Below are 23,383 nucleotides of genomic sequence, written 5' to 3' on the forward strand. Positions count from 1 at the left end.
GCTCGGTCTGTATTCTGACCCGTCTAACGGTCGCGAGTTCAGCGGCGCATATCCACGCTCGATCGTTGACGGCCGACGGTGTCTGGGTGCCGGGGCGGGAATCCCGTCATGCGTCCCGTGCGAGCAGTCCCGCATCGCCGCCGACCGCGGCGGTATTGATCGTCAGCACCCGTTCGGTGGAGAAACGCAGCAGATAATGCGGACCGCCCGCCTTGAAGCCTGTGCCCGATAGCCCTTCGCCGCCGAAGGGCTGCACGCCGACCACGGCACCGATCATGTTGCGGTTTGCGTATAGATTGCCGACCCGGGCGCGATCGGCGATCTGGCGTATCCGTGATTCGATCCGGCTGTGCACGCCGAGCGTCAACCCATAGCCGGTTGCGTTGATGGCGTCGACAATCTGATCGAGCGTGCCCGCGCGCCAGCGCACCACGTGCAGAAAAGGCCCGAAAACCTCGCCTTCAAGTTCATCGATGCCTTCAAGCCGGAAGACCGCCGGCGCGACGAAGTGGCCATGAGCGCATGCGGCGGATAGTTCGGCCCGTGCCAGCAGGCGGCCCGCTTCGGTCAGGCCAGCCGCATGCGCTTCCAGGTCCGCCCGCGCGTCGGCGTCGATCACGGGTCCGACGTCGGTGGACAGACGGGCCGGATCGCCCGTCGCCAACAAATCGAGCGCGCCGCTCAGCATGGTTAGCACGGTTTCCGCGATCTCGTCCTGGAGGTACAGCACCCGGAGCGCGGAGCAGCGCTGACCTGCGCTCGAAAAAGCCGATTGCACCACATCCCGTACCAGCTGTTCCGGCAAGGCGGTGCTGTCGGCGATCATCGCATTGAGGCCTCCGGTTTCCGCAATCAGTGGCACCATCGGCCCTTGCCGTTCCGCCAGGCCGCGCTGGATATGCTGTGCGGTCAGCGTGGAGCCGGTAAAGGCGACACCGGCAATGCGCGGGTCACCCGTCAGCCAGGGGCCGATGCGACTGCCGTCGCCGGGCAACAGGGCCAGCACCGACGGCGGAATACCGGCACGCAGCATGAGCTCGACCGCAAGTCCCGCAATCAAAGGCGTCTGCTCGGCCGGCTTCGCGATCACGGCATTGCCGGCCGCCAGCGCGGCCGCGATCTGACCAGTGAAGATCGCCAGCGGGAAATTCCAGGGACTGATGCAGACGAAAACGCCGCGTCCGTGCAGACTGAGACGATTGTCCTCGCCCGTCGGTCCGGGCAACCGGTGTGGCGCAGAGAACAGATTGCGTGCCTGCGCGGCGTAGTAGCGGCAAAAATCGACGGCTTCGCGCACTTCAGCCAGGGCGTCGGCCACGGTGCGCCCGGCCTCGCGCACGCATAACGCCATCAGCGCGGCCCGGTGCCCTTGGTAGAGATCGGCCAGCCGATCGAGGCACGCCGCGCGTTCGGCAACCGGCGTGGCGGCCCATGAGGCGGCTGCGGAATACGTCGTCGCCAACGCCTTTTCGACGTCGGCCCGGGTGGCTTCGACCACGCTGCCAACCTGTCGCCGCAGATCGGCGGGGTCGTAGACCGGGCGCGAGTCACCGACCGAGGAATGTCCGTCAATCAGTGGGGCGACAAGACGTGGCGGCGCGAGAGTGGCCTGCATGTCGTGATCGAGCTTCCGCAGAGTGCCCTCGTCAGTCAAATCCAATCCGGCGGCGTTGGTGCGCATGTCGCCATACAGCGACGAGGGCAGGGGGAGGAGGGGATGACGCACAGCGGTCCCCAGGCTGCGCAGATGTTCGGCCGGGTCCGCACACAGCATTGGGTCTTTGTCTCTTGCCGCTGCCCGTACGCGATGCACGAACGAGCCATTGGCCCCGTTTTCCAGCAGCCGCCGGATGAGATAGGCCAACAGGTGATCCCGTGAACCGATCGGCGCATAGACGCGGCAGGGCGGCGCGGGGCGGCCCTGACGCGCCTGCCGAACCGCCAAACGCGCATAAAGCGCGGCCCCCATGCCGTAAAGCCGTTGATACTCGAAACCGCCACCGTCACCCGCCATCTCCAGCACGGCAGCCACGGTATGGGCGTTGTGGGTGGCGAACAGCGGATAGCAGCGGTCGCGGCGCGCCAGCAGGCGTCGGGCGCAGGCCAGATAGGCGACGTCGGTGCCGACGCGGCGGGTGTAGACGGGATAGTCGTCGAGTCCGGCCTGCTGCGCGAGTTTGATTTCAGTATCCCAGTATGCGCCCTTTACCAGTCTTATCATGACCTTGCGGTCATTTCTTTCGGCTTGGTCGAGCAGCCATTCCAGTACCGCCGGCGCGCGTTTCTGATAGGCCTGGACAGCCACCCCGAAGCCCGTCCAGGCATGCAGCTCCGAGTCGGCCATCAGGCGCTCGATCAGGTCCAGCGAGGGTTCGAGGCGGCTCGTCTCCTCGGCATCGATACAAAGCGCGATGCCGCGCGCGGCGGCATCGAGGCACAGTTGCCGCAGGCGCGGCAGGAGCTCGGCGCACACGCGCTCTCGTTGGGCGTATTCGTAGCGCGGATGCAATGCGGAAAGCTTGACCGACAGGGATGCGCGCCGCAGCGGATCAGACTCGGATGCCGCATGGCGGCCGATTGCGTCGATCGCATGGCGATAGGCGGCCAGATAGCGCAAGGCGTCGGCTTCGGTCATCGCCGCCTCGCCCAGCATGTCATAGGCATGGCGCCCTCCGCGAGCTTCGGTGGATGCGGCCCTGTGCAGGGCCCGTTCGATGTCATCCGCAAACACGAAGCTGCGTCCCAGACGGCGCATGGCACGTATCGCCACAGCGCGCGCGAGCGGTTCGCCTGCGCGCGCTGCGAAACGGCGCAGGCGGCCAGTGCCGCGCCCATCCCCGGAAACGAGCAGGCGACTCGCCCAGGCGAGCGCGTGGTCGCGTGCGCCGGCCTGCAGCGTCTCGGCGGTGGCACTGCGTCGACGCCAGTCGACCGCGCCGAGCCGATCGCGGATCAGCGCGCCGGCGGTCGAACCGTCCGGGATACGCAGCAGGGCTTCTGCCAATCCCATCAACGCCTGACCCTCTGCGCTGTCGAGACCGTATTCGGCCATCAGGAGGCCCGCATCATCCTCCTGCATGGGGTGTTGCAGCATGTCATCGATCAACGCCTCGGCATGCAGGCGAATACGCTCTCGGGCGGGTTCGTCGAAGCTCGCATCGCTTAGCAGCGCGCGCAGGCAATCGTTCTCGTCGCGGAGATGCGCGCGCCGGATCGCAGCGCGCAGGTCCGGGCTTTCGGCAGGCGTTGCATCGAACAGCATGATCGAGCGCTCCGGGATGCTTGCGACAACGGTGGGCGAAGGCTCACCTCCCGTTTCCGCCCATTATGGTTCAGTCCGGCGCGCGGCGCCCGCCCGTTCGCCTTCAGGCAACCCGGTTGCGCGGTGTGCCGGCGAGGAAGGCACGGATGTTCAAGGCCATCTCGTCGACCAGGCGCTGGCGGGCAGTGCGGCTGGCCCAGGCCACATGTGGCGTGATGATCAGGTTGGGGATGTCGTCGGCGAGCAGCGGATGGTCGGCGGGCGGCGGCTCCCGGTCGAGCACGTCGAGACCGGCGGCGCCGAGACGGCCCTCGCGCAGGGCGGCCGCGAGGGCTTGACTGTCGATCAGACCGCCGCGGGCTGTGTTGATCAGCATCGCGGTCGGCCCCAGGCGATCGAGCTCGGCGGCGCCGATCAGGCCGGCTGTTTCGGGCGTCAACGGGCAGTGCAGGCTCAGCACGTCGGCTTCATCGAGGACCGTTTCGAAGGCGACGCGGCCGGGACGCGGCGTCGCGCCTGAGCGTTCGGAGAGCAGAACGCGCATGCCCATGCAATCGGCCATACGCGCGACCGCACCGCCGAGCACGCCATGGCCGACGATGCCCAGCGTACGCCCGTTGAGTTCTCCGACCGGGAAGTAGTCGTAAAGCGAAAAACTGCGTGCCGAGGTCCAGGCGCCCCGTTCGACCGCGCGCGCATATTCGGGCAGGTGCCTGATCAGCGCAAGCATGAGGGCGATGGTGTGTTCGGCGACGGAGGCCGTGCCGTAGTCGCGTACGTTGCACACCACGATACCCTGGCTTGATGCCGCATCCAGATCGACGTTGTTGGTGCCCGTGGCGGCCACGCAGATCAATTTGAGATGCGCGGCCTGTCGCAACGCCGCGCCGTCGACCATGACCTTGTTGGTGATCAGGACTTCGGCATCGCCGATATGCGCCGTCACCTCGTCGGCTGCGGTCTGCGCGTGAAAGATCCAATCGGTGACGGTCTCGTTCAGGGGCGTGCGGTCGAGGTCACCGTTGTCGAGAGTGTCCATGTCGAGAAATACGCCGCGCATCCGAGCCTCCTTCGGCAAAAGAGGGGCAGATTAGCAGTCTGTCCGTATGCACGAAAGTTTGCCTGCCGCACTACTGCAGCGTGCCGTACAAACCGTGCAGCAGGTGTCCGGTGAAATAGGCCAGCGCGGCCGCGGCACCGCCGGTCACAAGGGTGCCAATGCCGGAGTGAAGGCGCGAACGATTGAGCAGATGCCCACGCACGGCGCCGATCGTAAAAAAACTCAGACTGGTAAGCATCACGCTTAAGACGAACGCCCGCTGCGGATACTCGCTTGCGAAAATGAAAGGAAACAAGGGAATGAGACCGATAGCCAGGAACGACGCGAGCGTCGTCAACGCGGCCTTGAGTGGCTCTGGCGCTTGCGGAGGGAAGCCGAGCTCCTCGGTCAACATGGTATTCAGCCACAACTCGCGATCGGAGGTGATGACGCGCACGACGGCCTCCAGCGTCTCGCCCTCGAAACCCTTGGCGGCATAGATCTGGCGAATTTCCTCGCGCTCGCCCGCCGGTATCTCCCTGATATGTCGACTTTCGTTGCGGCGCGCCTGCTCGATCTGCTCCTGCTGACTGCGCGCGGCCTGGTAGTTGCTGACCGCCATGCTGAAACCGTCCGCCAGGAGATTGGCCAGACCGAGCACGATGGCGACCTGGGCCGGGAACTGCGCGCCGACGGCGCCGGCAACCACCGCGAAGGTGGTGACGCATCCGTCGATCGCACCGAGCACGGCGTCGCCGAGATGTCCCTGCCCACGCCGCTGGATGGCCAGCCGGCGGCGGATGGCGTCAGGTTCGTGTTCTTCCTCGATACCGGGTTTCATGGCGGCGCCGGCGTTGGATCGTCCCGGCGCCGCACGGTCTTCAGGCGGCCAGCTGGCGCAGCACGTACGGCAGAATACCGCCGTGACGGTAATACTCGACTTCCTGCGGGGTATCGATGCGGACCTTGGCGCGGAAGGATTTGCGCGTGCCGTCGGCGGCAGTGGCGGTCACCGTGACTTCCTTGGCGGAACCGTCGCCGAGTCCCGTGATGTCGTAGACCTCTTCACCGCTCAGCCCCAGGATCTCGGCATTCTCACCGGCGAGGAACTGCAGCGGCAGAATGCCCATGCCGACCAGATTGGAGCGATGGATGCGCTCGAAGCTTTCCACCAGCACCGCGCGCACGCCGAGCAATCGTGGACCCTTGGCGGCCCAGTCGCGGCTCGAGCCGGAGCCGTACTCGGCGCCTGCGATGATGAGGCTCGGTACGCCTTCGGCCTTGTAGCGCATGGCCGCGTCGTAAATGGTGCATTCCTCGCCGGAGGGCAGGTGCCGGGTGAAGCCGCCCTCGGTGCCCGGCGCAAGGCGGTTGCGCAAACGGATGTTGGCGAAGGTGCCGCGCATCATCACTTCATGGTTGCCGCGGCGCGAGCCGTAGGAATTGAAATCGCCGGGTGCCACACCGCGTTCAACGAGATAGTGGCCGGCGGGGCTATCGGCCTTGATCGAGCCGGCCGGCGAGATATGATCGGTGGTGACCGAATCGCCGAGATGCGCGAGCACCCGTGCGCCGGTGATGTCGCTCACCGGCGCCAGCGGCTGGTCGATATCGTCGAAATAGGGCGGATTCTGCACGTAAGTGGAATCGGTCTGCCAGGCGAACAACGGACTGTCGGGAGCCTCCAGGCGCTGCCAACGCGCCTCGCCGGCATACACGTCGTCGTAGCTCGCGGCGAACTGCTCGGCGGTGACGCTGGACAGAATCTTTTCCTGGATTTCATGCTGGCTCGGCCAAATGTCGCGCAGATAGACCGGATGGCCGGTCTTATCCTCGCCCAGCGGTTCGTGATAGAGATCGATATCCATGCGCCCGGCCAGTGCATAGGCGACCACCAACGGTGGCGAGGCCAGGAAGTTCATGCGCACCTCGGAGTGCACGCGGCCCTCGAAGTTGCGGTTGCCGGATAGCACGGAGCAGACGGTCAGGTCATCGCGACGGATCGCTTCGCTGACGGGTTCCGGCAGCGGGCCTGAGTTGCCGATGCAGGTGGTGCAGCCGTAGCCCACCAGGTCGAAACCCAGTGCGGCGAGGTCTTCGCTGAGACCGGCCTTGTCGAGATAGGCCGTCACCACGCGGGATCCGGGCGCGAGCGAGGTCTTGACCCAGGGCTGGACGCAAAGTCCGCGCGCACGCGCTTTCTGCGCCAGCAGACCGGCCGCGATCATCACCGAGGGATTGGAGGTGTTGGTGCAGGAGGTGATCGCGGCGATCACAACCATGCCGTCCTTGAGGTGCATGCGCAACGCGCTGCGCCGTGCGGGATCGTCGGCCTGGTGCTCGACGCCGACTGCGGCATGCCCCCCCTCGGCTTCGAAGCCCTCGGCATCGCGCCGGCTGGCGAAGGCGGCCATGCGCGCACGCATGACATCGTCGAGCGCCGAGCCGATGGTCTGCTTGGCCTCGCGCAGGGTGATGCGGTCCTGTGGGCGCTTGGGTCCTGCCAGCGAAGGTTCGACCGTGGCCAGATCCAGCGTCAGGATATCGCTATAGTCGGGCGTCGGCATGCCCGGCTCGTAGAACATGCCCTGGGCGCGCGCGTAGGCTTCGGTCAATGCCACCTGGTCGGCGGGGCGCCCGCTCAGTTCGAGATACCGCAGGGTTTCGACATCGATCGGAAAGATGCCGCAGGTGGCGCCGTACTCGGGGGCCATGTTGCTGATCGTGGCGCGATCGGCGAGTGGCAGCTGCGCCAGCCCGTCGCCGAAAAATTCGACGAATTTGCCGACCACGCCCTTGCGGCGCAGCATTTCAACCACGGTCAGAACAAGGTCGGTGGCGGTCGCACCCTCCGGCAGGGCGCCGGTCAGGCGGAAACCGATCACCTGCGGCAACAGCATCGAGATCGGCTGGCCCAGCATGGCGGCCTCGGCCTCGATGCCGCCCACGCCCCAGCCGAGCACGCCGAGGCCGTTGATCATGGTAGTGTGGGAGTCGGTCCCGACCACGGTGTCCGGATAGGCCTCGAGGTTGCCGTCTTCGAGTCGGCGCGTGAACACCACACGAGCCAGATATTCGAGATTGACCTGATGCACGATGCCGGTATCGGGCGGCACCACCTTGAAGTTCGAGAAGGCTTTCTGCCCCCACTTGAGAAAGGCGTAGCGCTCGCGGTTGCGGCTGTATTCGAGCTCGGCGTTGAGATTGAAGGCATCATCGGAGCCGAAGCGGTCGACCTGCACCGAGTGGTCGATGACCAGTTCCGCCGGCTGCAGGGGGTTGATCCTGTCGGGGTCGCCACCCAGCCGTCGCATCGCGTCGCGCATGGCGGCGAGGTCGACTACCGCGGGCACGCCGGTGAAGTCCTGCATCAGCACGCGCGCGGGGCGGAAGGCGATTTCCTGGCTCGGTTCTGCGCGCGGATCCCATGCCAGCACGGCTTCGATGTCGGCCAGGGTGACGCTCACGCCGTCCTCGAACCGCAATAGATTCTCGAGCAGAATCTTGAGCGAGTAGGGCAGTCGGTTGGCGCCGTCCAGCGCAGACAGTTTGTGGATGGCGTAGGACTGGCCCTGAACGCGCAGTTCGGTCCGAGTATCGAGGCTGTTGTGCATGAGTCGTCCTTGTGTCCGGGTGGGTGTTGGGGGCGCTGGGCCTGTTGCGCATGCCGAACCGGGACAGATCCGAGGGGGCTGCCCGGAGACGAAGCCCATTGTAAACCACTTGCCGTGCCTTACGCCCCGTGCAACGTGCGCGGCGAACGATCAGGCGAGCAGGCGCTCGGCCTCGCGCAGCAGGGGCTTGCGCGCGAACAGCAAGCGCAGGCGGGTGCCGCCGGCCTGACGCCACAATACGGCGGCGCGGATGCCGGCGAGCAGCAACACGCGGATACGGCTGGCCACGTTTTCGTTGGACAGATGGCTTTGCTCACCGCGCACGATGATTCTTGGCCCGAGTTCACTGATGGTCTCGCGATAGAGCGCAGCCAGACTGGCGATCACGTTCTCATGGGTGGAATTGAAATACTCCGCCTGTCGCAGGGCACCGTCGATGCCCCGCGACAGGCGTTCGAGCATCTCGGGGCGTTTCGACAGCCGCCGCTCCAGATGCAGCAGCGCCACCGCGTAACGCATGACTTCGAGCGCGTGCATGCGCGCCTGCGGGTCGAGCTGTGCCTTGAGAATCTGCAGGCCGGGGCGCAGATGGACGATGCCTTCGTAAACGGCCTCCAGGCTCTCGGCATCGCGTGTCAGCAAGCTGTGGATCATCGGTTTGAGCGCGTCCGCCTCCAGGGTGCCCGTGCGCGCAAGCCTGTCCGCATCGGCGGCGCATTGGAAGACGGCTGCCAGTGCCAGCGTTCGATTGCGCAGATTTTTTTCCATTTCATTCCCCCTCAGATGCCCTGTGCCGCCCGGTCCGCGTGTATGCCGGTTGCGTCGCGGATATCCGACGGACGATCGATCGATTCGATAACTCCGCCGCCAAGACAGATATCGCCCTGGTAGAACACCGCGTATTGCCCGGGCGTGGCCGCACGCTGCGGACGTTCGAACGCAACCCGTGCGCCGCCGGCTTCCAGCGTGACGGTGCAGGCCTGATCGGCCTGCCGGTATCGGGTCTTGGCGGTACAGGTGAAGCGTTCCGCGGGGGCGTGCCCGGCAATCCAATGCAGGGGCCGCACCTGCAGCGCGGCCGACTGCAACAGCGGGTGGTCGTGACCCTGGACAACCATCAGTTCGTTGCGATCCAATCTTTTTTCGGCGACATACCAGGGCGCCTCGCCGCCGTCCGCCGTGCCCCCGATCCCGAGACCCTGGCGTTGGCCCAGGGTGTAGTACATCAAACCCTGGTGAGCACCCAGCTGGCGGCCATGCGGATCGACGATGGCGCCTGGCATAGCCGGCAGGTAGCGGGCGAGGAAGTCGCGAAAGCGGCGTTCGCCGATGAAGCAGATTCCGGTACTGTCCTTGCGCTGATGATTCGGCAGGCCCGCCTCGCGTGCCAGCGCGCGAACATCGGATTTGAGCAGGGCGCCAAGCGGGAAACGGCTGGCGGCAAGCTGCTCTCGCGTCAATGCGTGCAGGAAGTAGCTCTGATCCTTGTTCGGGTCCAGCCCCCGCAGCAGATTCGACTGCGCGTCGATGCGTGCGTAATGGCCCGTGGCGATGGCATCCGCGCCAAGCTTGCGGGCATGGCCGAGAAAGGCCTTGAATTTGATTTCGCGATTGCAGAGCACGTCCGGATTGGGCGTGCGCCCGGCCTTGTATTCGGCCAGGAAATAGGCGAACACACGATCCCAGTATTCGCGTGCGAAATTGACCTTGTGCAGTGGTATTTCGAGCGTTCCGGCAACGCGACGCGCCTCCGCGAGATCTTCCTCGGCGGCGCAATAACCTTCCTCGTCGTCGTCTTCCCAGTTCTTCATGAACAGGCCCTCGACGCGATGGCCCTGTTCGAGCAGGCGCAGGGCGGCCACGGCGGAGTCGACGCCGCCGGAGAGTCCGACGATGATGCGCTGGCGCCGCATGCCGGTCACGCGAGCTCGCGCAGCAGATCCAGCGGGTAGCGGCGCCCCAGCAGATAGTCGTCGATGGCTTGCAGGACGAGGGGGCTGCGCAGCCGCGGCCCTAGCGCGCGGATCGCCTCGGGCGTGAGCCACTCGGCGGCCTCGATGCCGGTGTCGAGAGCGCACCCGGCATTCTCCTCGCCGACGGACCCGGCGAAGGTCGCCCTCAGAAAGGTGGTGCCGGCCGGGCTGACCCAGCGGTAGAGCGCGATCAGCGCTTCGGGCTGGAAAGCCCAGGCGGTTTCCTCCAGGGTTTCGCGCACCACGGCTTCAAGCAGGGACTCTCCGGCCTCAAGATGACCGGCCGGCTGGTTGTAGCGCGTTTGGCCATCGATGCGTTCGCGGACCATCAAAAACCGGCCCGCGCGCTCGGCGACCGCCGCAACGGTGACGTGGGGGTGGAACCGCATCGAACGACTTTATCACAGCTCTGTGGTCGCGGAGTGAATGTATAATGCGACCCATCCCATCTTTCTCGCGGAGACCCCCGACCCATGCCTTACGTGCACATCCAGATACCCAGCGACGGCGAAAAGATCGACGCTCGCTCCGATGACGGCCTCCGTGTTCCGGCGCGCCCGATCATCCCCTTCATTGAGGGCGATGGCATCGGCGCAGACGTGACGCCGGTGATGCGCGAGGTTGTCGATGCGGCGGTGAGCAAGGTCTATGGCGATGAGCGCCGGGTCGTCTGGATGGAGGTCTATGCCGGTGAAAAGGCGACCCGGGTCTACGGCGCCGACGTCTGGCTGCCCGACGAAACCCTGGAGGCTCTGAAGGAATATCCCGTCTCGATCAAGGGACCGCTGACGACGCCGGTCGGCGGCGGCATCCGCTCGCTCAATGTCGCCCTCAGGCAGCAGCTCGACCTGTACGTCTGCCTACGTCCCGTACGTTATTACGACGGAACCCCGAGCCCTCTCAAACAGCCGGAAAAGACCGACATGGTGATCTTCCGCGAGAACTCGGAAGACATTTACGCGGGCATCGAATGGGCCGCCGGCACGCCCGAGGCGCAGGCGGTGATCACGTTTTTGCGCGAGCAGATGGGGGTGAGCAAGATCCGCTTTCCGGAAACCTCCGGCATCGGCATCAAACCCGTTTCCCGCGAGGGCACGGAACGCCTGGTGCGCAAGGCGATCCAATATGCCATCGACAACGAGCGGCCGTCCGTGACCCTGGTGCACAAAGGCAACATCATGAAATTCACCGAGGGTGCCTTCAAGAACTGGGGATATGCCCTGGCCGGTCGCGAATTCGGTGCCGAACCGTTCGACGGCGGCCCGTGGATGCGCATGAAAAACCCAAGGACGGGATCGGACATCGTGCTCAAGGACGTCATCGCCGACGCTTTCCTGCAGGAAATACTGCTCAAGCCGGAGGCGTACGATGTGATTGCGACGCTGAACCTGAACGGCGACTATATCTCAGACGCCCTCGCGGCCCAGGTAGGCGGCATCGGCATCGCACCGGGCGCGAATATGTCCGACCGCGTCGCCATCTTCGAGGCGACCCATGGCACGGCGCCCGACATCGCCGGGCAGGATCGGGCCAATCCCGGTTCGCTGGTGTTGTCCGCGGAAATGATGTTGCGCCATCTCGGCTGGACCGAAGCCGCAGATGCGATCGTGGCGGGCCTGTCCGGCGCGATTCGCGCACGGCGGGTCACTGGCGATCTGGCGCGCCTGATGGACGGCGCGCAGACCGTTACCAGTTCCGAGTTCGGGCGTTGCATCGTTGCACACATGTAGCGCCGGTACGGCGAATGCGGTTCCGGCGCGCCAGGCCGCATGGGATGACCTTGAGATTGAAGCTGTGAAGCCCGACATAGTAAACATGAGCGAGGAAAAGCATGATGGCCAGGCGGACTTCGTGGTCGAGGAAAGCCGCCCGGAAATCAAGCAGCCGCCCCTGTACAAGGTCGTGATTCTCAACGACGACTACACTCCGATGGAGTTCGTGGTCGAGGTGCTGGAGGTGTTTTTCGGCATGGATCGGGAGAAGGCGACCCGCGTCATGCTGCACGTACACACCCGCGGCCGGGGTGTCTGCGGAGTGTTTACCCGCGATATCGCGGAAACCAAGGTGGCGCAGGTCAACGACTATGCGCGTGATCACCAGCACCCCCTGTTGTGCACCCTGGAAGAGGCCTGAGGCCTGATCGATACGGACTCCATGGGCCGAGGATGGCCGCCAACCTGAGGCAAATCGGCAATGCTGAACAAAGAGCTTGAATTCTCTCTCAACATGGCTTTCAAGCAAGCCCGCGAGAAGCGCCACGAATTCATCACCGTGGAACACCTGCTGCTGGCCTTGACGGACAATCCGACCGCAGTCGGCGTGCTGCGCGCCTGCGGCGCGGACCTATTGCGCCTCAAACGCGAACTGGATCTGTTCATCGACGACAATACGCCACGCCTGAACGAGGGCGACCAGCGTGAGACCCAGCCCACGGTGGGTTTCCAGCGCGTACTGCAACGGGCGGTCTTCCACGTTCAATCCTCCGGGCGCAAGGAAGTGACCGGCGCAAACGTCCTGGTCGCGCTGTTTGGCGAGCAGGAATCACACGCGGTCTACCTGCTCTCCAAGCAGGGCATCAGCCGGCTCGACGTGCTGAACTACATCTCCCATGGCATATCCAAGGTTTCCGACGACCAGCCCGAAATGGACGCGGAAAGCCCGTCCGAGGCCGGCGGCGAGGAGACTGCGCGCAGCAATCCACTGGATCAGTTCGCCACCAATCTCAACGAGCTGGCCCGCCAGGGCAAGATCGACCCGTTGATCGGACGCGATCACGAGATCGAGCGCACGGTGCAGATCCTCTGCCGTCGCCGCAAGAACAACCCGCTCTATGTGGGCGAAGCCGGAGTCGGCAAGACCGCGCTCGCCGAAGGACTCGCCAAGCGCATCGTCGACGGCGAGGTGCCGGAAATCCTCAACGATGGTGTGGTGTATTCGCTCGATCTTGGCGCTCTCGTGGCCGGCACGAAATACCGAGGCGACTTCGAGAAGCGCCTCAAGGGCGTGCTCGCGCAGCTCAAGCGCCAGCCGGGCGCGATCCTGTTCATCGACGAGATCCACACGATCATCGGCGCGGGCGCCGCGTCAGGCGGCGTGATGGACGCCTCGAACCTGATCAAGCCCATGCTGGCGAACGGTCAGCTCAAATGCATCGGCTCGACTACCTATCAGGAGTATCGCGGAATTTTCGAGAAGGATCGCGCGCTGGCCAGGCGATTCCAGAAGATCGATGTGCGCGAACCCAGCGTGGACGAAACCTACCAGATCCTGAAGGGCCTCAAGGGGCGTTTCGAGGAACATCACGACGTACGCTACACCAATCCTTCGTTGCGCGCGGCGGCCGAACTTTCCGAACGTTACATCACCGACCGCCATCTGCCCGACAAGGCCATCGACGTGATCGACGAGGCCGGGGCACGTCGGCGCCTGCAGCCGGCGAGCCAGCGGCGCAAGACCATCTCGGTGCACGATGTCGAGGATATCGTGGCCAAGATCGCGCGCATCCCGCCGAAGCAGGTGTCGAGTTCGGATATGGAAGTGCTGAAGAATCTCGAAAGCAACCTCAAGCTGGTCGTGTTCGGGCAGGACGACGCCATTGGCGCGCTATCCGCGGCGATCAAGATGTCCCGCTCGGGACTCGGCAATCCCGATAAACCGATCGGGTCGTTCCTGTTCGCGGGGCCGACCGGCGTGGGCAAAACCGAAGTGACTCGTCAACTCGCACAGATTCTCGGCATCGAGCTGGTGCGTTTCGATATGTCGGAATACATGGAGCGGCACACGGTTTCGCGACTGATCGGCGCGCCGCCCGGTTATGTCGGGTTCGACCAGGGCGGCCTGCTGACGGACGCCATTCTCAAGCACCCGCACGCCGTGTTGCTGCTCGACGAAATCGAAAAGGCCCATCCGGACGTCTATAACCTGCTGTTACAGGTCATGGATCACGGCACGCTCACCGACGCGAATGGCCGCCAGGTGGACTTCCGCAACGTGATCCTGATCATGACCAGCAACGCCGGCGCGCAGTCCGTCAGCCGTCGCACTCTGGGCTTTACCGAACAGGACCATTCCACCGACGGCATGGAGGCCATCCGCCGCTCGTTCTCGCCCGAATTTCGCAACCGGCTGGATGCCATCATCCAGTTCAAGGCGCTGGAGCCGAGAATCGTAGCCAACGTGGTCGACAAGTTCCTGATCGAGCTCGAATCACAGCTGGAGGAGAAAAAGGTGCGCCTGATCGTGGACGACACCGCACGCGCCTGGCTGGCCGAGCGGGGCTACGATCCGTTGATGGGTGCGCGACCGATGTCGCGAGTGATTCAGGAACACGTCAAGAAGCCGCTCGCAGAGGAAATCCTGTTCGGACGGCTCCGCGAAGGCGGGGAGGTTCATCTCGACGTCGAAGGTGATGAGCTGAGACTGGCCTTCAGCAGCGATCGGGAGGCGGTCCACTAGGGCCGCCGTCCCCGGTCGGGGTCACTTCTTGCGGTAGACGATGCGGCCCTTGCTCAGGTCGTAGGGCGTGAGTTCGACGGTAACCTGGTCGCCGGTCAGAATGCGGATGTAATGCTTGCGCATGCGGCCGGAAATGTGGGCGGTCACGACGTGACCGTTGTCCAGCTGGACCCTGAACATCGTGTTCGGCAGGGTGTCGATCACCTTGCCTTCCATCTCTATTGCGTCTTCTTTAGCCATTCGTACGGGATATCCCTCGGGGCGACGAGGCGCCCATTATCAATAACTGGCGCCATAAAACAAGGCACCTGGTGCCGTTTGTGCCGGAGGCACGGGGGTAGCGGCAAGCGCCGTGGCGGTGCAACATGTTACACCAGCGGCCTCGGCGCGCCACGCGCGCGGCCGGACGCCACGCAAGTATTTGCCCACCGACAGGCCTTTGCCTAAACTACTCGCCTTTTTGAGCCCGAGGCATTTACAGACTCCATGAGCATCGCTGCCGTGTTCCCCGGCCAGGGATCCCAATCGATCGGGATGCTGGCCGCGCTTTCCGACAAGTACCCGCAGGTACGTGAAACCTTTCAGGAAGCATCCGATTGCCTGGGTTACGACCTCTGGTCGCTGGTGCAGAACGGCCCGGAGGAAGAGCTGGGCCGGACGACCGTGACACAACCGGCCATGCTGGCGGCGGGCGTCGCCGTCTGGCGTGCCTGGGAAGAGGAGGGCGGCTGCCGGCCCGAGGTGATGGCCGGACATAGCCTCGGCGAGTACACCGCCCTGGTCTGCGCCGGCGCACTGGCCTTCGGCGATGCGGTACGCCTCGTCGCCGAACGCGGGCGGCTGATGCAATCCGCCGTCCCCGCCGGCAGCGGTGCGATGGCCGCCATACTGGGACTCGCCGACGACCAGGTGGCCGCACTGTGCGCGAAGGCGGCGGCAGGCGAGGTCGTCGAGGCGGTCAATTTCAATGCACCCGGGCAGGTGGTGGTCGCGGGACAGTCCGATGCGGTGGCTCGGCTGATGAGCCTCGCCAGCGAGGCCGGCGCCAAGCGCGTCATCTCGCTCAACGTCAGCGTGCCGTCGCATTGCACGCTGATGAAACCAGCCGCCGACGCCTTTGCCGACGTGCTACGCGACGTGACGTTCGGTGTCGCGCGCGCACCGGTCATTCATAACGTCGACGTGACTGCCAAGCGCGATCCGGCGGAAATCGCCGATGCCTTGGTGCGCCAGCTTTACAATCCCGTACGCTGGGTCGAAACCATCGAGGGTTTCGCGGACGAAGGCATTCGCGTCGTCTTCGAATTCGGCCCGGGCAAGGTGCTCAGCGGCCTTAACAAACGGATTGATCGCAGCCTCAAGGTGCTCTGCGTCGATGACGTGAAGACCCTGGATGCCGCACTTGAGCTTTGCGAGGAATATGGATCATGAGTCTTGTGGGCGAAGTCGCGCTGGTCACGGGCGCAAGCCGCGGCATCGGGCAGGCCATTGCGTTGGAACTGGCGAACCGCGGGGCCACCGTGATCGGCACGGCCACCTCGGAAGCCGGCGCACAGGCCATCGGCGCCTATCTCGCGACTGCCGGCGCCAAAGGAGCAGGCATGGTCCTCAGGGTGGAGGAACAGGCTTCGGTGGATGAAGTTACGGCCCGCATCGCGGCCGAACATGGCCCGACATCGATTCTGGTCAACAATGCCGGCATCACGCGCGACACACTGCTGATGGCCATGAAGGACGAGGATTGGGAGACGGTCATCGATACCGATCTCGGCTCGGTCTTCAGGCTTTCGCGTGCCTGCATTCGCGGCATGATCAAGTCGCGGCGCGGCCGTATCATCAACATCGCTTCAGTGGTCGCCGCCTCCGGCAACCCCGGACAGTGCAACTATTCGGCCGCCAAGGCGGGCATGATCGGCTTCAGCAAGTCGCTGGCCCGCGAGGTGGGATCGCGCGGCATCACCGTCAACGTGGTGGCGCCGGGATTCATCGATACCGACATGACCCGCGTGCTCAAGGAGGAGCAGCGCGAGGGGCTGCTCGGACAAATTCCACTGCGGCGGCTGGGTGGCGTCGATGATATCGCCCAGGCCGTCGCGTTTCTGGCCTCGCCCGGTGCCGGCTACATCACCGGCGAGACCTTGCACGTCAACGGCGGCATGTACATGGCTTAGGCCAGTTGCCGTACACAGGTGGCGGTGTGGCTGCGGTTTCTCTAAAATACCGCCCGCAGCCGAAGGCTGCATTTTTTTTACACAGGGGAATAACGAGCATGAGCAACGTTGAAGAGCGCGTCAAAAAGATCGTGGTCGAGCAGCTTGGCGTCAAGGAGGAGGACGTCAAGAACGATTCGTCCTTTGTCGACGATCTCGGCGCCGACTCATTGGACACGGTCGAGCTGGTGATGGCCCTCGAAGAAGAATTCGAGTGCGAGATTCCCGACGAAGAGGCCGAGAAGATCACGACCGTGCAGCAGGCGATCGACTACATCAACGCGCATCTGAAATAAACGCGGCCCGCCCGCTCGAGCCGGTATCCCCCGACCGCGGTCGCCGGGTGCCGGCCGCGGGGGGTTGCAGGTCACGAAAGAGGGTACTGCCTTGTCGAAGCGCCGTGTCGTCGTCACCGGCCTCGGGATAGTTTCACCCGTGGGCTCCAAGCTTCAAACCGCCTGGGACAATATCCTGGCGGGCCGTAGCGGGATCACGCATATCGATCATTTCGATCCCGCCGAAACGCCCGTCAAGATTTCGGGAGCGGTGCGCGACTTCGATGTCGACGAATACATCACCCCGAAAGACCAGAAAAAAATGGACATTTTCGTTCATTACGGTCTCGGGGCGGCCATTCAGGCGATTCGAGATGCGGGCATCGATGCCGAGGAGGCAAAGCTCGATCCGGAACGTGTCGGCGTGGCCATCGGTTCGGGCATCGGCGGGTTGCCAGGCATCGAGAAGGGGCATGTTGCCCTAATGAACGGCGGGCCGCGCAAGGTCTCGCCCTTCTTCATCCCGAGCAGCCTGGTCAACATGGTATCCGGCAACCTGTCGATCATGTACGGCTTCAAGGGTCCAAACATTGCGATCGTCACGGCCTGCACCACGGGCACGCACAACATCGGCGATGCGGCGCGCATGATCGCCTATGGCGATGCCGACGTGATGATCGCCGGTGGCGCCGAAATGGCCTCGACCCCGCTATGCATATCCGGCTTCGCGGCGGCGCGCGCGCTATCCACGCGCAACGACGATCCCGCCGCGGCCAGCCGTCCCTGGGACCGCGACCGCGACGGTTTCGTGATTGGCGACGGCGCAGGCGTCCTGGTGCTCGAATCCTACGAACATGCCAAGGCCCGCGGCGCCCGCATTTACTGCGAGCTCGCCGGCTACGCGCTCAACGCCGACGCCTACCATATGACCCAGCCCTCCGGCGAGGGGGCTACGCGCTGCATGAAGCTGGCCCTGCGGGATGCCGGCGCCAATGTCGACGAAGTCGATTACATCAACGCACACGGCACCTCCACCCCTGTGGGCGATCGTGCCGAGAGCGATGCCATCAAGCGCGCCTTCGGCGAGCATGCGCAGCGCCTCGCGGTCAGCTCCACCAAGTCGATGACCGGTCATCTGCTGGGCGCAGCCGGCGGCGTCGAAGCGGTATTCTCGATTCTCGCGCTGCGCGACCAGGTGTTGCCGCCGACAATCAATCTCGAGAATCCGGATGAAGGCTGCGATCTCGATTACGTGCCCAATATCGCACGCGAGGCCAAGCTGAACTGCGCGCTTTCGAACTCCTTCGGCTTCGGCGGCACCAACGGATCTCTGTTGTTCCGGAAAATCTGAGCATGCCGGCGCAGCGCCCGCTGCGCGGGCCAGACGACCTGCTGGCCTTGCACCGGCTCGATGCGCAGCGCTACCCGCATCTCCTGCAAAGCGTCACGCCCGGCGGCACCCGCGGTCGCTACGACATTTTGTTCGCTTTTCCCGAGCGCAGCTTCGTTGACGCCGACGGCACCGGCTTCGCGGACTGGCTCGATTCGGTCGCGGGCACGCCTTTCTCGCAACGGCAAGCAACGCACGAAATACCTTTCGCCGGTGGCTGGTTCCTCTACCTCGGTTATGAGCTCGCCTACGGCCTGGAGTCCGTGCTGGGGCGCTCACCGCCACATCCGTGGGGATGGCCTGCTGCCGCTGCCCAATATTGTCCGGCGGCCGTTATCCGCGATCATTTACACGGGCGCACCTATGCGGTCGCCGCGGATGGGCGGGAATCGCTGCTGGGCGACATCGAGACTGATGCCGCGCGTGCCGACCGCCTGCCGGCCATGGTCTCGCAACCCCTGCACGCGGTGCTGGAAGAGGCGCCGGTAGACGGATATCTGGCGGGTGTCGAGCGTATCCTCGACTATATCCGCGAAGGCGACGTGTTCCAGGTCAATCTGTCGCGCGCATGGCATGCGCACAGCGTGGCTGGGCACGATGCCGCGTCGGTCTATGCCCGCTTGCGCCTTGCCAACCCGGCCCCCTTCGCCGCATTGGCCACCTTCGGCTCCCGAGCGATCATCAGCTCCTCGCCTGAGCGTCTGGTCGCCCATGACAACGGCTGGCTTTCGACGCGCCCGATCGCAGGGACGCGCCCGCGCGGGCGCAGCGCAAGCGCGGATCGCGCATTGCTGGAGGCGCTCGCCGCACACCCAAAGGAACGCGCCGAACACGTGATGCTGATCGATCTGGAGCGCAATGACCTCGGCAGAGTCGCGCAAACGGGCACGGTCGAGGTCGATGAACTGATGGCGATCGAAAGCTACGCGCACGTCCACCATATCGTTTCCAATGTGCGCGCGCGACCGCGTCCCGGCTTGCGTGCCGGCGAGCTGGTCCGCGCGGTATTTCCGGGCGGCACCATCACCGGCTGCCCCAAGATCCGCTGCATGCAGATACTGCGCGAACTGGAACGCGAGGCGCGCGGAGCTTACACCGGCGCAGTGGGTTACCTGAGCGAGCATGGCCGCATGGACCTCAATATTCTGATTCGCACGCTGGAATGGGATGACGGTGCGCTTCGCTTCCGTACCGGTGGCGGCATCGTGGCCGACTCCCGGCCCGAGGCCGAGCTGGCGGAAACCCGCCACAAGGCGGAAGGCCTGATCAGGGCGCTCGGCTAGCCATGGCGATGCACGACGAAACGGACACCTTGCCGCGACTGTCTGCAAATGATCGCGGTCTTGCCTACGGCCATGGTTTATTCGAAACGCTGGAACTGCGCGAGGGACAGCTGCCGCATTGGCCGCGGCACTGGCGCCGCCTTGCCGAGGGCTGCCGCCGTCTTGGCTTGCCGGTGCCCGATAGGGACGCGCTGGGAGGAGCGCTGCTCGCCGAAGGCCCGGCGTCGGGCCGACATGTCCTCAAGCTGATCCTGACCGCAGGCACGGGTGGGCGAGGCTACCGACCGCCCCCCGTTATCGAACCGGTGCGAGTCGTTTCCCGGCATCCCTGGCCGATCTACCCCGAGAGCCATACGGAACACGGGGTGATCGTGCGGCATTGCCGCACGCGATTGCCCGTCGATCCGCTGCTCGCCGGACTCAAGCATCTCAACCGGCTGCACCAGGTGCTCGCGCGTGCCGAATGGCAGGACGAGGGCATCGCCGAAGGCTTGATGTCCGACGCCGATGGCCAGGTGATCGAGGGCACCATGAGCAATGTGTTCTGGATCGAAGATGGTACACTGCTCACGCCCGATCTCGGCCGTTGCGGCGTGGCGGGCATCATGCGCGAGCGTATCCTCGATTGGGCGTCGGCCACGGGCATCGAAACCCTGATCGAGCCGCTGGCGCCAGACCGTCTGCGCCAGGCGGATGGTCTTTTCATATGCAACAGCGTGATCGGCCTCTGGCCTGTACGCCGCCTGGACAACCATGAAATGCGGATACCGTCACTGATGCGCGAGCTGTTGCAGGCCGTGCGTGAGCGAGCCTGCTGATGCGCAAATCGATTTGGGCGTTGTTATGGCTTGCCCTGATACTGGCACTGCCGGCCACGATGGCCTGGCGACATCTGCATACGCCGATGTCGCTGCCCACCGGCCAGGCCGAGTTCGACGTGCCCGCCGGCAGCACCGCCCGGCAGGTAGCGGAGCGACTCCACGCCCGGCAGATTCTGCGGCATCCCACATGGTGGCTGCTGTACGCACGGCTGAGCCGGCAGGCGGCACACATTCAGAGCGGCGACTACATGCTGCGCACAGGCATGACGCCACTGCAGCTGCTCGACGATCTGGTCGCCGGCCGCACCGTGCAGTATGGCGTCACCCTGATCGACGGCTGGAGCTTCGCCCAAGTAATGAAGGTGATCGATGCCGACCCGCATATCAAACACACCCTCAAGCCCGACGATTACAAGGATCTGATCCATCGCCTGGGCGGGCCCAAGGGTATGTCGCCAGAAGGCTGGTTCTACCCGAATACCTATTTTTTCAGCAACGGCGCAACGGACGTCTCGATCCTGCAGCGAGCCTATCGGGCCATGCGACGCCATCTCGCCCGCGCCTGGGCAGATCGCGCACCGGATTTGCCGATCAAGACTCCCTATGACGCCCTGATCCTGGCTTCGATCGTGGAGAAGGAAACCGGCTCGCCAAAGGAGCGGCCGTTGGTGGCCAGCGTATTCGTCAACCGCCTGCGGCTCGGCATGCGCCTGCAGAGCGACCCGACGGTAATCTACGGGCTCGGCAAGCGCTACCATGGCGACCTCACCTTCAAGGGCCTACGCAGCGACACGCCTTACAATACCTATGTTCACAAGGGGTTGCCGCCGACCCCGATCGCTCTACCCAGCGGTGCCGCGATCGATGCGGTGATGCATCCGGCCAACACCCAATACCTGTACTTTGTGGCGACAGGCAAGGGTACCCATGTGTTTTCCAAAACCTACGCCGAACAACAAAAGGCCGTGATCAAATACCAATTGGGCGGCAACGCGGCGCGTTATCGTGCGGATGCGCCCAAGACCTCCGGGGGCGGTTGAGTTTGCGCGGGCGATTCATCACGCTGGAGGGTGGCGAGGGTGTCGGCAAGTCCACTCAGATAGCCTATGCGCGCTCGTTACTGGAAGCATTGGGGCAACGGGTCGTGGCCACGCGCGAGCCGGGCGGCACGCCACTTGCCGAAGCCATTCGCGCCCTGCTCAAGGGCGAAACGGGCGAGGGCATGGACGCGGATACCGAGCTGCTACTGGTGTTCGCGGCACGCAACGAACACCTCGCAAAGGTCATCCGGCCCGCCCTGCAGCGCGGCGACTGGGTGCTGTGCGACCGTTTCACGGATGCGACCTACGCCTACCAGGGCCTGGGGCGAGGCCTGCCCGCGAACCGTATCGAGGCGCTCGAGCACTGGGTGCAGGGCGATTTGCGGCCGGACATGACCCTGCTACTTGATGCGCCGGTCGAACTCGGCTTCGCGCGCGTGGCCAAACGCGGGGAAGCCTTCGACCGCTTCGAACGCGAGGCACGGAATTTCTTCGAACGGGTGCGGGCAGCCTACCGCGAGCGAGCCGGCGAATTTCCCGAACGCTTCCGGGTGATCGATGCGGCCCGCCCTCAGGCCGATGTCAGCCGTGATGTGCGCGATGCCCTGCTCGGATTGCTGCCCGCTGCATCGAGTCGCTCCGACGCCGAGGACGCGGACGCATGACCGAAGCCCCCTATCCTTGGCAGACCCGGCAATGGGCGCAGCTCAAATCCCAGATCGGGCAGGGGCGCCTGCCGCACGCATTGCTGATATGCGGCGTACCCGGTCTTGGCAAGGCGGCATTCGCGCTGGCGCTCGCGAAGGCGGTGCTGTGCGAGCGACCGACGGCAGAGGGGTATGCCTGCGGCGGCTGCAGGAGTTGCGCGCTATACGTCGCCGGCACGCACCCCGACCGCATGCTGGTACAGCCAGAGTCGCCCGAGAAACCCATCCGCATCGATGCCGTCCGCGAACTGATCGACTTCCTGACCCTGAGTCCCAGTCTGCACGGACGTCGAGTGGTGGTCGTCCAGCCGGCCGATGCACTCAATGTGTTCGCCGCCAACAGCCTGCTCAAAACCCTCGAGGAACCGGCGCCTTCGGCTTTGCTGATACTCGTGAGCGACCGTCCCGCCAGCCTGCCGGCCACCGTGCGCAGCCGCTGCCAGTTGCTGCGCTTCGGCGCGCCGGATACCGCCGAGGCGCATGCCTGGCTGCACGGCCGGCTGGGCGACGACGCCCGCGCCACGATAGCGCTGGCGCGGGCAGGTGGGGCTCCGCTGCGCGCGCTCGAGCTTGCGGACGAGACGGCTCTGGCCGGCCGCACTCGGCTGATCGGCGCCTTGAGCCGGCTCGCCAGCGGACAGACCGACGCCGGCAGTCTGGCGGATGAACTGGCCGACGGACTCGGAGGCCCGCTCCTGGATATGTTCGTCGCCTGGCTGCGGGACCTGATTCGCGTCGGCACCGGCGCCTCGGCGCGGGAGTACCCCGATTACCAACGGGAGTTGCTTGCTCGCCGGGAAGGGTTAGACTTAGCAAGGCTGTTCGAATGCCTCGATCAAGCAATGCGTCTGCGCGAGTCGCTCGGCAACGGGTTGAATGCCGCGTTGCAGTTCGAGGCGCTTCTCATCCGCTACCGCGCGGCCCTCAAGTAGCAGATCGGAGCCCAAGGAGAACCCACACAATGTCCGTCGGACAAGGCATTCTGACGCTCTCCATCCGCGAGAAGAGCGCGCTATACCAGGCCTATATGCCATTCGTGAAAAATGGCGGTCTGTTCATTCCCACCCAGCGCCAATATCAGCTCGGCGACGAGGTGTTCATGCTCATCACCCTGCTTGACGATGGCGAGAAACTGCCGGTGGCCGGGCGCATCATCTGGATCACGCCCAAGGGATCGCAGGGCGGGCGGCTTTCCGGTATCGGCGTGCAGTTCAGCGACCAGGACAACGGCAAGGTCCGCAACCGGATCGAAAATGCCCTGGCCGGCATGCTCAAATCAGACCGGCCGACGCACACACTCTGAGCGGTCTGTCT

At 64.8% G+C, this 23,383-nt stretch carries 21 protein-coding genes; 13 read left to right on the top strand and 8 right to left on the bottom strand.

Annotated elements, in window-relative coordinates; translation table 11 throughout:
* Positions 1-106: 106 nt before the first annotated feature.
* The 7 genes from putA to THPRO_RS02370 all read right to left on the bottom strand — a co-directional run bounded on the left by putA (position 107) and on the right by THPRO_RS02370 (position 10,277).
* Complete coding sequence (gene putA, locus THPRO_RS02340) at positions 107-3,262, bottom strand: bifunctional proline dehydrogenase/L-glutamate gamma-semialdehyde dehydrogenase PutA (RefSeq protein WP_038086359.1); 3,156 nt, start codon at positions 3,260-3,262, stop codon at positions 107-109.
* A gap of 103 nt (positions 3,263-3,365) precedes the next feature.
* On the bottom strand, positions 3,366-4,322 hold the full coding sequence (locus tag THPRO_RS02345) for a D-2-hydroxyacid dehydrogenase (RefSeq protein ID WP_038086363.1): 957 nt from the start codon (positions 4,320-4,322) through the stop codon (positions 3,366-3,368).
* A 70-nt stretch (positions 4,323-4,392) separates the two neighbouring features.
* Complete coding sequence (locus THPRO_RS02350) at positions 4,393-5,142, bottom strand: VIT1/CCC1 transporter family protein (protein WP_038086366.1); 750 nt, start codon at positions 5,140-5,142, stop codon at positions 4,393-4,395.
* 40 nt (positions 5,143-5,182) lie between these two features.
* A complete protein-coding gene (gene acnA / locus THPRO_RS02355; protein WP_038086370.1) occupies positions 5,183-7,915 on the bottom strand; it encodes an aconitate hydratase AcnA in 2,733 nt (910 codons plus the stop codon).
* A 150-nt stretch (positions 7,916-8,065) separates the two neighbouring features.
* Positions 8,066-8,683 carry a high frequency lysogenization protein HflD gene (hflD, locus tag THPRO_RS02360; RefSeq protein WP_038086372.1) on the bottom strand — a complete coding sequence of 206 codons (618 nt, stop codon included), beginning with the start codon at positions 8,681-8,683 and terminating at the stop codon, positions 8,066-8,068.
* Positions 8,684-8,694: 11 nt separating this feature from the next.
* A complete protein-coding gene (mnmA, locus tag THPRO_RS02365) occupies positions 8,695-9,828 on the bottom strand; it encodes a tRNA 2-thiouridine(34) synthase MnmA (protein WP_038086812.1) in 1,134 nt (377 codons plus the stop codon).
* A 5-nt stretch (positions 9,829-9,833) separates the two neighbouring features.
* On the bottom strand, positions 9,834-10,277 hold the full coding sequence (locus THPRO_RS02370) for an NUDIX hydrolase (protein ID WP_038086375.1): 444 nt from the start codon (positions 10,275-10,277) through the stop codon (positions 9,834-9,836).
* 84 nt (positions 10,278-10,361) lie between these two features.
* On the opposite strand from THPRO_RS02370, the gene icd reads away from it, so the two are divergent.
* From icd to clpA, 3 genes are all read left to right on the top strand, one after another.
* The gene (icd, locus tag THPRO_RS02375) at positions 10,362-11,618 is read left to right on the top strand and encodes an NADP-dependent isocitrate dehydrogenase (RefSeq protein WP_065089155.1); all 1,257 of its coding nucleotides are present in this window, start codon (positions 10,362-10,364) and stop codon (positions 11,616-11,618) included.
* A gap of 85 nt (positions 11,619-11,703) precedes the next feature.
* A complete protein-coding gene (gene clpS, locus THPRO_RS02380) occupies positions 11,704-12,021 on the top strand; it encodes an ATP-dependent Clp protease adapter ClpS (RefSeq protein ID WP_038086380.1) in 318 nt (105 codons plus the stop codon).
* A gap of 60 nt (positions 12,022-12,081) precedes the next feature.
* Positions 12,082-14,343 carry an ATP-dependent Clp protease ATP-binding subunit ClpA gene (clpA, locus tag THPRO_RS02385; RefSeq protein WP_038086384.1) on the top strand — a complete coding sequence of 754 codons (2,262 nt, stop codon included), beginning with the start codon at positions 12,082-12,084 and terminating at the stop codon, positions 14,341-14,343.
* Between the two features lie 21 nt (positions 14,344-14,364).
* Here the strand turns inward: clpA and infA are convergent, their stop codons facing one another.
* The gene (gene infA / locus THPRO_RS02390) at positions 14,365-14,583 is read right to left on the bottom strand and encodes a translation initiation factor IF-1 (protein WP_038086386.1); all 219 of its coding nucleotides are present in this window, start codon (positions 14,581-14,583) and stop codon (positions 14,365-14,367) included.
* Between the two features lie 246 nt (positions 14,584-14,829).
* Here infA and fabD point away from each other — a divergent pair, with 246 nt between their 5' ends.
* The 10 genes from fabD to THPRO_RS02440 all read left to right on the top strand — a co-directional run bounded on the left by fabD (position 14,830) and on the right by THPRO_RS02440 (position 23,372).
* Positions 14,830-15,774 (top strand): ACP S-malonyltransferase, encoded by a 945-nt coding sequence (fabD, locus tag THPRO_RS02395; RefSeq protein WP_038086388.1) that lies wholly within the window; start codon positions 14,830-14,832, stop codon positions 15,772-15,774.
* Complete coding sequence (gene fabG, locus THPRO_RS02400; protein ID WP_038086391.1) at positions 15,771-16,514, top strand: 3-oxoacyl-ACP reductase FabG; 744 nt, start codon at positions 15,771-15,773, stop codon at positions 16,512-16,514. Before fabD ends, fabG begins: the two co-directional genes overlap by 4 nt.
* Before the next feature lie 98 nt (positions 16,515-16,612).
* Positions 16,613-16,849 (top strand): acyl carrier protein, encoded by a 237-nt coding sequence (gene acpP / locus THPRO_RS02405; RefSeq protein WP_038086394.1) that lies wholly within the window; start codon positions 16,613-16,615, stop codon positions 16,847-16,849.
* Between the two features lie 91 nt (positions 16,850-16,940).
* Positions 16,941-18,179 carry a beta-ketoacyl-ACP synthase II gene (gene fabF / locus THPRO_RS02410; protein WP_038086398.1) on the top strand — a complete coding sequence of 413 codons (1,239 nt, stop codon included), beginning with the start codon at positions 16,941-16,943 and terminating at the stop codon, positions 18,177-18,179.
* 2 nt (positions 18,180-18,181) lie between these two features.
* Complete coding sequence (locus THPRO_RS02415) at positions 18,182-19,501, top strand: aminodeoxychorismate synthase component I (protein ID WP_065089156.1); 1,320 nt, start codon at positions 18,182-18,184, stop codon at positions 19,499-19,501.
* Positions 19,502-19,509: 8 nt separating this feature from the next.
* Positions 19,510-20,319, top strand: a complete 810-nt coding sequence (pabC, locus tag THPRO_RS02420; protein WP_038086818.1) for an aminodeoxychorismate lyase — start codon at positions 19,510-19,512, stop codon at positions 20,317-20,319.
* Entirely contained in the window at positions 20,319-21,362 is a 1,044-nt protein-coding gene (gene mltG, locus THPRO_RS02425) for an endolytic transglycosylase MltG (protein ID WP_065089157.1), read from the top strand. Before pabC ends, mltG begins: the two co-directional genes overlap by 1 nt.
* 2 nt (positions 21,363-21,364) lie before the next feature.
* Positions 21,365-22,027, top strand: a complete 663-nt coding sequence (gene tmk, locus THPRO_RS02430; RefSeq protein ID WP_052064040.1) for a dTMP kinase — start codon at positions 21,365-21,367, stop codon at positions 22,025-22,027.
* Positions 22,024-23,001 (top strand): DNA polymerase III subunit delta', encoded by a 978-nt coding sequence (gene holB / locus THPRO_RS02435; RefSeq protein WP_038086401.1) that lies wholly within the window; start codon positions 22,024-22,026, stop codon positions 22,999-23,001. The genes tmk and holB overlap by 4 nt, the downstream gene beginning before the upstream one ends.
* Before the next feature lie 29 nt (positions 23,002-23,030).
* Positions 23,031-23,372: a PilZ domain-containing protein gene (locus THPRO_RS02440; protein ID WP_038086404.1), complete on the top strand. Its 342-nt coding sequence runs from the start codon at positions 23,031-23,033 to the stop codon at positions 23,370-23,372.
* The last annotated feature ends 11 nt before the right edge of the window (positions 23,373-23,383 follow it).

This window comes from Acidihalobacter prosperus (assembly GCF_000754095.2).
GTDB classification, from domain to species: Bacteria; Pseudomonadota; Gammaproteobacteria; order DSM-5130; family Acidihalobacteraceae; genus Acidihalobacter; species Acidihalobacter prosperus.

What these genes read in the sequence shown, in the direction of transcription:
- fabG (WP_038086391.1), top strand. Translation starts at nt 15,771, where the DNA reads ATGAGTCTTGTGGGCGAAGTCGCGCTGGTCACGGGCGCAAGCCGCGGC.
- acpP (WP_038086394.1), top strand. Translation starts at nt 16,613, where the DNA reads ATGAGCAACGTTGAAGAGCGCGTCAAAAAGATCGTGGTCGAGCAGCTT.
- holB (WP_038086401.1), top strand. Translation starts at nt 22,024, where the DNA reads ATGACCGAAGCCCCCTATCCTTGGCAGACCCGGCAATGGGCGCAGCTC.
- fabD (WP_038086388.1), top strand. Translation starts at nt 14,830, where the DNA reads ATGAGCATCGCTGCCGTGTTCCCCGGCCAGGGATCCCAATCGATCGGG.
- THPRO_RS02415 (WP_065089156.1), top strand. Translation starts at nt 18,182, where the DNA reads ATGCCGGCGCAGCGCCCGCTGCGCGGGCCAGACGACCTGCTGGCCTTG.
- mltG (WP_065089157.1), top strand. Translation starts at nt 20,319, where the DNA reads ATGCGCAAATCGATTTGGGCGTTGTTATGGCTTGCCCTGATACTGGCA.
- acnA (WP_038086370.1), bottom strand. Translation starts at nt 7,915, where the DNA reads ATGCACAACAGCCTCGATACTCGGACCGAACTGCGCGTTCAGGGCCAG.
- putA (WP_038086359.1), bottom strand. Translation starts at nt 3,262, where the DNA reads ATGCTGTTCGATGCAACGCCTGCCGAAAGCCCGGACCTGCGCGCTGCG.
- THPRO_RS02350 (WP_038086366.1), bottom strand. Translation starts at nt 5,142, where the DNA reads ATGAAACCCGGTATCGAGGAAGAACACGAACCTGACGCCATCCGCCGC.
- THPRO_RS02440 (WP_038086404.1), top strand. Translation starts at nt 23,031, where the DNA reads ATGTCCGTCGGACAAGGCATTCTGACGCTCTCCATCCGCGAGAAGAGC.
- mnmA (WP_038086812.1), bottom strand. Translation starts at nt 9,828, where the DNA reads ATGCGGCGCCAGCGCATCATCGTCGGACTCTCCGGCGGCGTCGACTCC.
- icd (WP_065089155.1), top strand. Translation starts at nt 10,362, where the DNA reads ATGCCTTACGTGCACATCCAGATACCCAGCGACGGCGAAAAGATCGAC.
- clpA (WP_038086384.1), top strand. Translation starts at nt 12,082, where the DNA reads ATGCTGAACAAAGAGCTTGAATTCTCTCTCAACATGGCTTTCAAGCAA.
- infA (WP_038086386.1), bottom strand. Translation starts at nt 14,583, where the DNA reads ATGGCTAAAGAAGACGCAATAGAGATGGAAGGCAAGGTGATCGACACC.
- hflD (WP_038086372.1), bottom strand. Translation starts at nt 8,683, where the DNA reads ATGGAAAAAAATCTGCGCAATCGAACGCTGGCACTGGCAGCCGTCTTC.
- THPRO_RS02345 (WP_038086363.1), bottom strand. Translation starts at nt 4,322, where the DNA reads ATGCGCGGCGTATTTCTCGACATGGACACTCTCGACAACGGTGACCTC.
- pabC (WP_038086818.1), top strand. Translation starts at nt 19,510, where the DNA reads ATGCACGACGAAACGGACACCTTGCCGCGACTGTCTGCAAATGATCGC.
- THPRO_RS02370 (WP_038086375.1), bottom strand. Translation starts at nt 10,277, where the DNA reads ATGCGGTTCCACCCCCACGTCACCGTTGCGGCGGTCGCCGAGCGCGCG.
- clpS (WP_038086380.1), top strand. Translation starts at nt 11,704, where the DNA reads ATGAGCGAGGAAAAGCATGATGGCCAGGCGGACTTCGTGGTCGAGGAA.